Source organism: Romboutsia sp., assembly GCF_051659545.1.
In the GTDB taxonomy this organism is placed as follows: domain Bacteria; phylum Bacillota; class Clostridia; order Peptostreptococcales; family Peptostreptococcaceae; genus JBOFOR01.
The window spans coordinates 1-8,829 of sequence record NZ_JBOFOR010000033.1 but is presented as its reverse complement, the minus strand read 5'-3'; the positions used below and the strand labels follow the sequence as shown (position 1 = coordinate 8,829).

The 8,829-nt window shown below is 30.6% G+C and carries 7 protein-coding genes and 1 pseudogene; 1 reads left to right on the top strand and 7 read right to left on the bottom strand.

The genetic code is table 11. The annotated features are described in order from the left end of the window. Window positions 1–100: 100 nt before the first annotated feature. The 3 genes from ACRC03_RS01890 to ACRC03_RS01880 all read right to left on the bottom strand — a co-directional run bounded on the left by ACRC03_RS01890 (window position 101) and on the right by ACRC03_RS01880 (window position 2,255). Window positions 101–601, bottom strand: a complete 501-nt coding sequence (locus tag ACRC03_RS01890) for an ArsA family ATPase (protein ID WP_438650858.1) — start codon at window positions 599–601, stop codon at window positions 101–103. A 263-nt stretch (window positions 602–864) separates the two neighbouring features. Beyond that, window positions 865–1,350, bottom strand: coding sequence for a MarR family winged helix-turn-helix transcriptional regulator (locus tag ACRC03_RS01885; protein ID WP_438650857.1), 486 nt, complete (start codon window positions 1,348–1,350; stop codon window positions 865–867). A gap of 71 nt (window positions 1,351–1,421) precedes the next feature. Next, window positions 1,422–2,255 (bottom strand): mechanosensitive ion channel family protein, encoded by an 834-nt coding sequence (locus ACRC03_RS01880; RefSeq protein ID WP_438650856.1) that lies wholly within the window; start codon window positions 2,253–2,255, stop codon window positions 1,422–1,424. A 197-nt stretch (window positions 2,256–2,452) separates the two neighbouring features. Here ACRC03_RS01880 and ACRC03_RS01875 point away from each other — a divergent pair, with 197 nt between their 5' ends. Further along, window positions 2,453–2,962 (top strand): ferritin, encoded by a 510-nt coding sequence (locus ACRC03_RS01875; protein WP_438650855.1) that lies wholly within the window; start codon window positions 2,453–2,455, stop codon window positions 2,960–2,962. 331 nt (window positions 2,963–3,293) lie between these two features. Here ACRC03_RS01875 and ACRC03_RS01870 read toward each other — a convergent pair whose 3' ends face one another. The 4 genes and pseudogenes from ACRC03_RS01870 to ACRC03_RS01855 form a co-directional block, all read right to left on the bottom strand. Continuing rightward, window positions 3,294–4,649, bottom strand: coding sequence for a rhodanese-like domain-containing protein (locus tag ACRC03_RS01870; protein ID WP_438650854.1), 1,356 nt, complete (start codon window positions 4,647–4,649; stop codon window positions 3,294–3,296). Between the two features lie 223 nt (window positions 4,650–4,872). Beyond that, on the bottom strand, window positions 4,873–7,065 hold the full coding sequence (gene katG, locus ACRC03_RS01865) for a catalase/peroxidase HPI (protein WP_438650853.1): 2,193 nt from the start codon (window positions 7,063–7,065) through the stop codon (window positions 4,873–4,875). 298 nt (window positions 7,066–7,363) lie between these two features. Further along, complete coding sequence (locus ACRC03_RS01860) at window positions 7,364–8,377, bottom strand: DegV family protein (RefSeq protein ID WP_438650852.1); 1,014 nt, start codon at window positions 8,375–8,377, stop codon at window positions 7,364–7,366. Window positions 8,378–8,617: 240 nt separating this feature from the next. Continuing rightward, window positions 8,618–8,829: pseudogene (locus ACRC03_RS01855) on the bottom strand (hypothetical protein); the annotation flags it as partial.

Below are 8,829 nucleotides of genomic sequence, written 5' to 3'. Positions count from 1 at the left end.
TTACTTGTTCCATAATTTTCACCCCACTTTCATCATATATTATTTTTATTATACAACATTTGAGACTTAATATAACTAGAAGTTGTTCCACCTCTCTTTATTAAGATAGTTTGAGACCTTGCCTTTCATCCCCACATCTAAAGAAGGGAGCTTTTCGGCAATTTATTGTAAATATTTCTTCTTTAAATAAAATCTTAGTTAAATCTTCAGATCCAAAAATCATATTCCCCACTTTTTTAAGTGTTGGTATTGTTCTTAATTCCTCTTTTTGAAGTTCAAGGTAGAATTTTGGTACTTCTGAAAAACTTTCTTCTATTTCTCTTAGTCCTTCTTCTTGCATTATTATCCACTTACTAAAATAGCCTTCCATTGCTTGTTTTGGATAAATTCTATTCACCATTATTGCATCTACATTGTAATTATATAAATGTAAACAAGTAAAGTTTCGTTTTGCTTCTTTTATTACTATTTTTTCTGGGGTAGTTACTATTCTAAGACTGACATTATCTTTATTAAGCATTAGATTTTGTAAACGTTCCATTTTTTTCATAATATATTCTATATCATCAAAAACACTATCATCAGGCATAGGTATTTTCATTATTCTTTCTACCGTTGGACCTGCTACTTTTGCACCTACTCTTTTTATTGCGTGTGTGGCTGCTACACTAGTTTTGCCAACACCGCCTTTTCCTGTAAAAATATAGATTCTATTCGTTTTTACCCCTCCATTATTTGTAGAATTAATTCTTATTTAAAATACTTCTATATTCGAAGTATTTTTTTTTTTAAAGCTGTTGTAAACAACAACAGCTTATTTTGTAATGCTAAGAAATAGTATTTCAAAACACTTTTGCTAAAATATTAATCAATAGATATCTTTCTTATTTTTGATTTAGTTTTCTCTTTCTCTCTTTCTTCCATCATAATGTCAGTAAGTTTATTCATCATTGAAAAGAAAAGCTTTATTTCTTCTTCGCTAAAAGCTTCAATAACCCTTTGTCCATAGTACATAAACTCCTTTAGTATCGCTTGAATCTGTTCATCTCCACTTTCTCCAAGCTTAATTGTTACTATTCTTTTATCTTCTATGCTACGTTGTCTTAAAACTAGATTTTTCTTTTCCATACGACTAATAATACCTGTAGCTGTATTTAAAGGTGCATTTATATACTTTGCTATTTCCGTCATATTCACTTCTTTATTTATGTGTAAAAGCCAAAGTACAAATATCTCATTTTTAGAACAATCTAGTAGTATGTTTTGCCATATTTGGGGAGATAGCAGATTTTTAATTTTTTCTATATAGTTAAAAATATCTTTTTCAAATCTTTCTTCATTAATTTTCATATGTCTCTCCATTTATTTCTATTCTCGAATTAATTTAATTCTATACTCGATGTATTTCTTTGTCACCTAATTTATTGTTTAATTTTCTCATTTATCATTCCAATAATTAGAGGTACAACTATATTATATTGGTCGAAACTTCTTTTAACCCTTTCCATAATATCAAAATATACATCCCAATAATCAGATGTATATACCCAGGGTCTTCCTACTATTTGAATAGAGTTATTTCCAATAGAGTTTATACCTATGATCGGCTTAGGGTCATCTAAAATTCTTTTTTCTTCACTAAATATATTACTTAATATTTCTTTGATTAAATCAATATCACTATCATATGCAATATTGTAAGAAAAATCAATTCTTCTGATTTCTTGATGTGTAAAATTTACAATATTATCACTAGTTAATTTAAAATTAGGTACTATAATAGTTTTGTTGTCAGGTGTTTTAAGTACTGTGCTAAAAATTTGTATATCTTCTACACATCCTTCTATCCCTGATCCTTGTATGTAATCACCTATTTTAAAAGGTTTGAAAAATAATATTATCATACCTGAGCCTATATTCGATAATATTTCTTTGAATGCTAACCCTATACTAAAACCTGCTGCCCCAAGTACCGCTACAATTGATGTTGTTTTTATTCCTATCTTTTCTAAGCAGGTCATTACTACCATTGATAGCATAGTTATATAAATTCCATATACTATGAAGTTTGTAATTCCTTTACTTATATTATATTTTAACAAGAATTTATAAACTATTCTTTTGACCAATCTAGATACATATATACCTATTGTAAGTACGGCTATTACATAAATAAGATCTGGTACTTTCTGTGAAGTACTTTCCATAAACTTTTCTACTGCTTGTTTTGAAAAGTCTAAAGATATTTTTTGCATTCTTATATCCCCCATTTTATTTAATTTTTCAGCTTTTATATATATATTATTTTACTTGTAAATTAATACCTCTCTAATTCTATATTAGTTTTAGGTATTAATTTAATATACTTGTTAATAAATAAAACTAATAATTGCTATTTTATAGCAATAAAATTATAATTATACTGTGTATATTATTTTAAAGGGGTGTTTATATGTTAAGTAAAGAACTAGAGAAAGCTTTAAATGAGCAGATTAATTTTGAGATTTATTCGTCATATTCATATTTAGCAATGGCATCATATGTGGAATCACTAGATTTAAGCGGATTTGGTAACTTTTTTAGAGTTCAAGTTCAAGAAGAATTATTTCATGCTATGAAGTTTTATGATTACATACTTCAAAAAGGTGGTAATGTAGAACATGACGCTATTAACAGACCTAACCAACAATTCAATGATATTATTGATGTTTTTCAAAAGGGGTTAGAGCATGAGCAAGAAGTTACACGTAGAATTTATAACTTAGCTGATTTGGCTAATGAGGAAAAAGATCATGCAACTATAAGCTTACTAAGATGGTTTATAGACGAACAGGTTGAGGAAGAAAATTCATTTAGTACTATATTGAAAAAAGTTAAAAGATGCAATGATAACCCTGCAGCACTGTATATGTTGGATGATGAGTTAGCCACTAGAATTTTTACACCACCAACTACAAAGTAAATAATGAATATAGATAATATATTATCATTATTAATATATTTAATATAAAGAAGGTGCATACTGGCACCTTCTTTTTATGCTTAAGTAAATTATATTAACTCAAAAATTGTAGATAAATTGCTATGTTTAAGCAAGATCAACATACTTAGTGAAAGTAAAAAAGATTTTTAGCAACGCGCAGAACCATTGGCAATAGTAAATATGGACCTGAGGCATCTCAATTTGCAAAGTCTGTGTTACATGAAGGTGATACTGTTTATTTTGAATTAATAAAACTATAGCAAATGCAATTATAAAATAGTGATACGCTAATTTATCTATAAAGTAACTATTACTTAATTTCTCCTGTTTCTATTGGATTTGAACTGTAATTACTCCATCCCATCCATCCATCACTGTATAAAGAAGTATTGTCAAATCCCATGACATTAGCATAAGTTAATACTTCCGCTGCTCTCCATCCACTTCCACACATAAACGCTAGATGATTATCTGTATTTATATCTGAAGATTTCCATAATGCTAATATTTCATCAGAATTTCTCATTGTATTATCTATATTACGATAATCTTCTAGAGTTACTGAACTTGTGCCTGCATATCCATAAACAGCTCCAGGTATACGACCTTTTTTATTGTAGTAGCTATATCCTGAATCTTTACCTATGTATTCATTCCAACTTCTGTTATCAACTAATGTAAAGTTAGGATCTTTTAGCATTTCTTTAAGCTCTGGTATAGTATCTATTAAAGCTTGGTTTGCTGGTATTGGTGCTCCAAAGTCACTACCTGATTGCTTTGGATTTGAAGTTTTTTCAAGTTCATATCCCGCTCTAACCCATGCATCATTTCCACCATTTAATACTCTTACATCATTTACGCCCATATATCTAAGTACTACTGCTATTCTATATGATGCCATAGTGTTAGGTCCCGTTACTATTATAGTATCATCTTTTGTGAATCCATAGTCCTTTGTAAATTTTGTTAGTTCTTCATCACTAGCTAAAACCCATGTTGGAGGTGGTTCTATAGTTTCAGTATTTATATGTACTGTTGTTGGTACATGTCCTTTTGCATAAGCTTCTTTTTCTTCTCCCCAGCTAGCTTCCACAACTTTTATATTCTTAGCATTTTCAAAAGTTTCTGGTTTCTTTCCATCTAGTATATCTTGTACAACTACTGCTGGAACTATCATTTTATAGTTTTCATATTGTTCCATTGGTAGTTTTTCATCTTTTGACCATTCTTTTACGTCATATGTATATAGATTTTCATATCCTTGATCTTTTAAGTAATAAGCTACTGCCTCTGCATCTTCTCCGTTAGCATCATATAGGACTATATTTTTATCTTTGTCTATACCTTTAGTTTTTAAAGCTTGCTCTAAAGTTTTCTCTTTATCTTTTATATTTACTTCTAGCCAATTAGCTGAAAAATCTGTTGCACCTTCTATATGTCCCCCTCTTTCTACTCCTTCTAATTTCCATCCATTGTAGGCATCATTTATACGAGTATCAACTATTACCCAACTATCATCTTTTAATTTTGATTCTAAGTCTTTAGTAGTTATAGTTTGAATTTTTTCACTTGTAGGTTCTTCTTGGGAACAGCCTGATATAATACCCAAATTTAATGTTGCTGTTATGGATATATCTGCACTTTTTCTTAATTTGTTAGGCATCATTACATCGCTCCTTAATAATATATATTTTTCTTTTTTTACTAAGTTACTAATCTTGTATATACTATCAGAGGTAAGTTATAAAGTAAATCTATATAGATATTTTCTATACATGTTTTATTTAGTATGGATAATTTCTATATAAATTTATCCATACTAATATAACTAATAACTACTTTTGCACCATCTATAAATACTTCATTGTCTTTAACTTCTACTTTTTAAATTAGTCTATATCATAACGATCTGCATTCATTACTTTGTTCCAAGCACATACAAAGTCCTTTAAGAATTTAACCTGAGAGCCTTCACTTGCATATACTTCACAAATAGCACGAAGCTGAGAATTAGATCCAAAAACAAGGTCAACTCGCGTTCCTTTCCACTTTAATTTTCCTGTTGTTCTATCACGTCCCTCAAATATTTGTTCATCTGAAGAAGTAGGTGCCCAAACCGTATTCATATCTAAAAGATTTACAAAGAAATCATTTGTAAGAACCTCTGGACTATTTGTAAACACTCCATGCTGAGATTTTTTATAGTTAGTATTTAATACACGCATACCTCCTAATAATACTGTCATTTCAGGAGCAGTCAATGTTAAAAGTTGTGCACGGTCAATTAATAACTCTTCCGAATTATTTGAATATTCTAATTTTAAGTAATTTCTAAATCCATCTGCTTTCGGTTCAAGTACAGCAAATGATTCAATATCAGTTTGTTCCTGTGATGCATCGGTACGTCCTGGAAGGAAAGGAACTATAATTTTATATCCAGCTTTCTTCGCTGCCTTTTCAATACCTGCACCCCCAGAAAGAACAATCAAATCTGCTAAGGATACCTTCTTATTTGATTTTAGTTGTGAATAATTAAAATCTGACTTTATTTTTTCAAGAATTTGTAAAACCTTATTTAGTTGTTCAGGCTCATTAACCTCCCAAGTTCTCTGTGGCAGAAGTCGAATTCTAGCTCCATTTGCACCACCACGTTTGTCTGAACCTCTAAAGGTTGATGCAGATGACCAAGCTGTATAAACTAGTTCAGACACACATAATCCAGAATCTAAAATTTTCTTTTTAAGATATTCAATATCCTCTCTATTGATTAGTTTATAATCAACTTCTGGTACAGGGTCTTGCCATATAAACTCCTCTTTTGGAACTTCTGGCCCAAGATATCGTGAAATAGGCCCCATATCACGATGTGTCAACTTGAACCAAGCACGTGCAAAATCATCAGCAAATTTATCAGGATTATTTAAATAATTTCTAGAAATTTTTTCATATATTGGATCATATATAAGACCTAAGTCAGCTGTTGTCATCATAGGAGGATGTTTCTTTGATGGGTCATGTGCATCTATTATCATATCTTCTTCATCTACATCTTTAGCTATCCACTGATAGGCTCCAGCCGGACTCTTAACTAATTCATATTGGTACTTGAACAATACCTTAAAATAGCCTATATCCCATTTTGTTGGATTTGGCTTCCAGGCACCTTCAATTCCACTACTAATGGTATCAATGCCTTTACCACTTTTATAACTATTCTTCCAACCAAGTCCCTGTTCGGAAAGATCTGCCGCATCAGGTGCAGGACCTACATAAGTAGGAGAAGCTGCCCCATGGCATTTACCAAAAGTATGACCACCAGCTATAAGTGCTACAGTTTCTTCATCATTCATGGCCATGCGTGAAAAGCTTAATCTAATATCTTTTGCAGACCCACGTGGATCTGGTTTTCCATCAGGTCCTTCTGGATTTACATAAATTAATCCCATCTGAATTGCAGCAAGTGGATTCTCAAGTTTACCACTTACAGGATCTTTATTATTTTCAAGCTTAAAGTTTCCCATACCCCAGTAAATATCTTGTGGCTCCCAAACATCCACACGGCCACCACCAAATCCAGTAGTCTTAAGTCCCATTGATTCAAAAGCACAGTTTCCTGCTAATATCATAAGATCTGCCCATGAAATTTTACTACCATATTTCTGTTTAATTGGCCAAAGTAATCTTCGAGCTTTATCTAAATTAATGTTATCAGGCCAACTGTCAATTGGTGGAAATCTTTGGGAACCATCTCCTCCTCCTCCTCTACCATCACCTATTCTATAAGTTCCTGCACTATGCCATGCCATACGAATAAATAGTGGTCCATAATGACCAAAATCTGCTGGCCACCAATCCTTTGAATCTGTCATTAAATTGTATAAATCTTCCTTTAATGCTTCATAATCAAGTTTTTCAAATTCTTCAGCATAATTAAACTTAGTTCCCATTGGATTACTCAAACTTGAGTTTTGATGAAGAATATCTAGGTTTAGTTGATTAGGCCACCAATCCTTATTTGTAGGTCCACCTCCTGATTCAGCTTTGCTTACTCTTCCTGTAACTGGACATTTCATTTGTCCCATCTAATGATCCTCTCCCTTTACTTTATAGATATTTTAATTGTAAGCTCAGAGTTGATAACTAATATTTTATAAAATATAATTCTCCACTCCTTAAGTACTACATGTTTCATTACATAATATGTAAATACATTTTTAGTTATGCTATTTTAAGTATATAATGATATCTTATTTATTATATTATTAGAAATTTAATAATATAATAAATGAAAGAAGCGTACACTAAGGTTAACTTTGTGTACGCTTCTTTCATTTGCTTAATTTCAAGTGGCATAGCCAAGGTACGAAGTAACTTGGCTTACTACTCATCAATTTTATCCATAATACATTTTTGTAGATAAAGTTTATTAGCAAAACTCATTGCTGCAGATTTAGTCATTTCTCCTTGTAGCGTCCTTTTTCCCTCAAAGGTATCTTTTGAGAAATCTCTGGTTACTAAAGCCTGTTTTACCGCTTCTTCAAGCTCTACACAAAAATAATCATATGCTTGTTCAATGGGAAATGTATCTATTTGCATTCTAATCATTTTACATATTTCTGTTAAACTAAATACTTGTTTTAAAACACAAACTACTATAAAATATGCTAAATGTTTAGCTGTATTTGCTAATTTTTCATTACATGCATGACTTATATAAATATAATAGCTGTCATCTACACCTACTTCAAGAAATGCTTGTGTTATTTTTTCAATTGCTTTAGGAAAAGTACGTTTAGTTGTAAACTTAGATATTCTTTTTCCATCTTCTATCACTACCATTACAGGTACTAGCTTTATAGCACTTCCAATTTTTCCAACTAAAGGTGATAATCTTCCGCCTCTAACTAAATATTCAAAATCATTTGGAATTAAATATGATTGTGATGTTTCAATTATATCTTTAAGAACCTCTAATATTTCTTCTTTTGACTTACCCTCATTTACAAGCTGTACAGCCAAATCTACCAAGTATCTGTGAGGCCCGCATAATGTTTTTGAATTTACAACATCTATATTATCTGGATTGTTAACCATTGTTTTTGCAGAACAAGCTGAATTATACGTACCAGATAGTCCATCTGCCATTGTTATATTAATTATTTTATCATTAGGATATTTATTGTATAATTCTATAACCTCACCTATAGCTGGCTGAGATGACATTGGTACATGACCTTGATTGATTATATCAATAAACTCTTCGGTGCTTATTTCTTCATTTTCCTTGTATGTCATGTTATTAATTGTTACTGAAAGTGGTGCAATATCAATTCCTTTACTCTTTCCTTCTACAATAGAGTACATTGTCGATGAATCTGATATAATTCTAATCATAATTTTATCCCCCAATGATTTATTAAGTTTGGTTAATATTTCTAAGTTATATAGTTTTTAATACTATATAACTTAGTTTAACATACCATTGTTTTTGTCAACTAGTTCTATAGTACTATACAGGCAAAAACCCTCTATCATAATCTCAATAGAAGGCTTAGTATAATTTGCCAATTGTAGTTCTTAAATATATTTGTATTTTATGGTACAAAAAAATAGGATTATTTTTTTCCTAATTTTTTACATACCTACTGAATCTAAAAATTGATTTAAATGACTAATATATCCTTCTTTATCCTTGTCTAAAACATCTGTGTGGCTTGCACTCTTTGCCTCAAACTTATCTTTTATACCGTATTTTTTTGCATCAAATATAGCTTTACACATCTCGCAAGGTACAACTTTGTCACAACCTCCATGTATAAATAGCATTGGAGTTTTGGTCTTTTTTA

Excerpts from the sequence above, each read along its gene's own strand:
- ACRC03_RS01890 (WP_438650858.1), bottom strand. The coding sequence starts at position 601 with ATGAAAATACCTATGCCTGATGATAGTGTTTTTGATGATATAGAATAT.
- ACRC03_RS01885 (WP_438650857.1), bottom strand. The coding sequence starts at position 1,350 with ATGAAAATTAATGAAGAAAGATTTGAAAAAGATATTTTTAACTATATA.
- ACRC03_RS01880 (WP_438650856.1), bottom strand. The coding sequence starts at position 2,255 with ATGCAAAAAATATCTTTAGACTTTTCAAAACAAGCAGTAGAAAAGTTT.
- ACRC03_RS01875 (WP_438650855.1), top strand. The coding sequence starts at position 2,453 with ATGTTAAGTAAAGAACTAGAGAAAGCTTTAAATGAGCAGATTAATTTT.
- ACRC03_RS01870 (WP_438650854.1), bottom strand. The coding sequence starts at position 4,649 with ATGATGCCTAACAAATTAAGAAAAAGTGCAGATATATCCATAACAGCA.
- katG (WP_438650853.1), bottom strand. The coding sequence starts at position 7,065 with ATGGGACAAATGAAATGTCCAGTTACAGGAAGAGTAAGCAAAGCTGAA.
- ACRC03_RS01860 (WP_438650852.1), bottom strand. The coding sequence starts at position 8,377 with ATGATTAGAATTATATCAGATTCATCGACAATGTACTCTATTGTAGAA.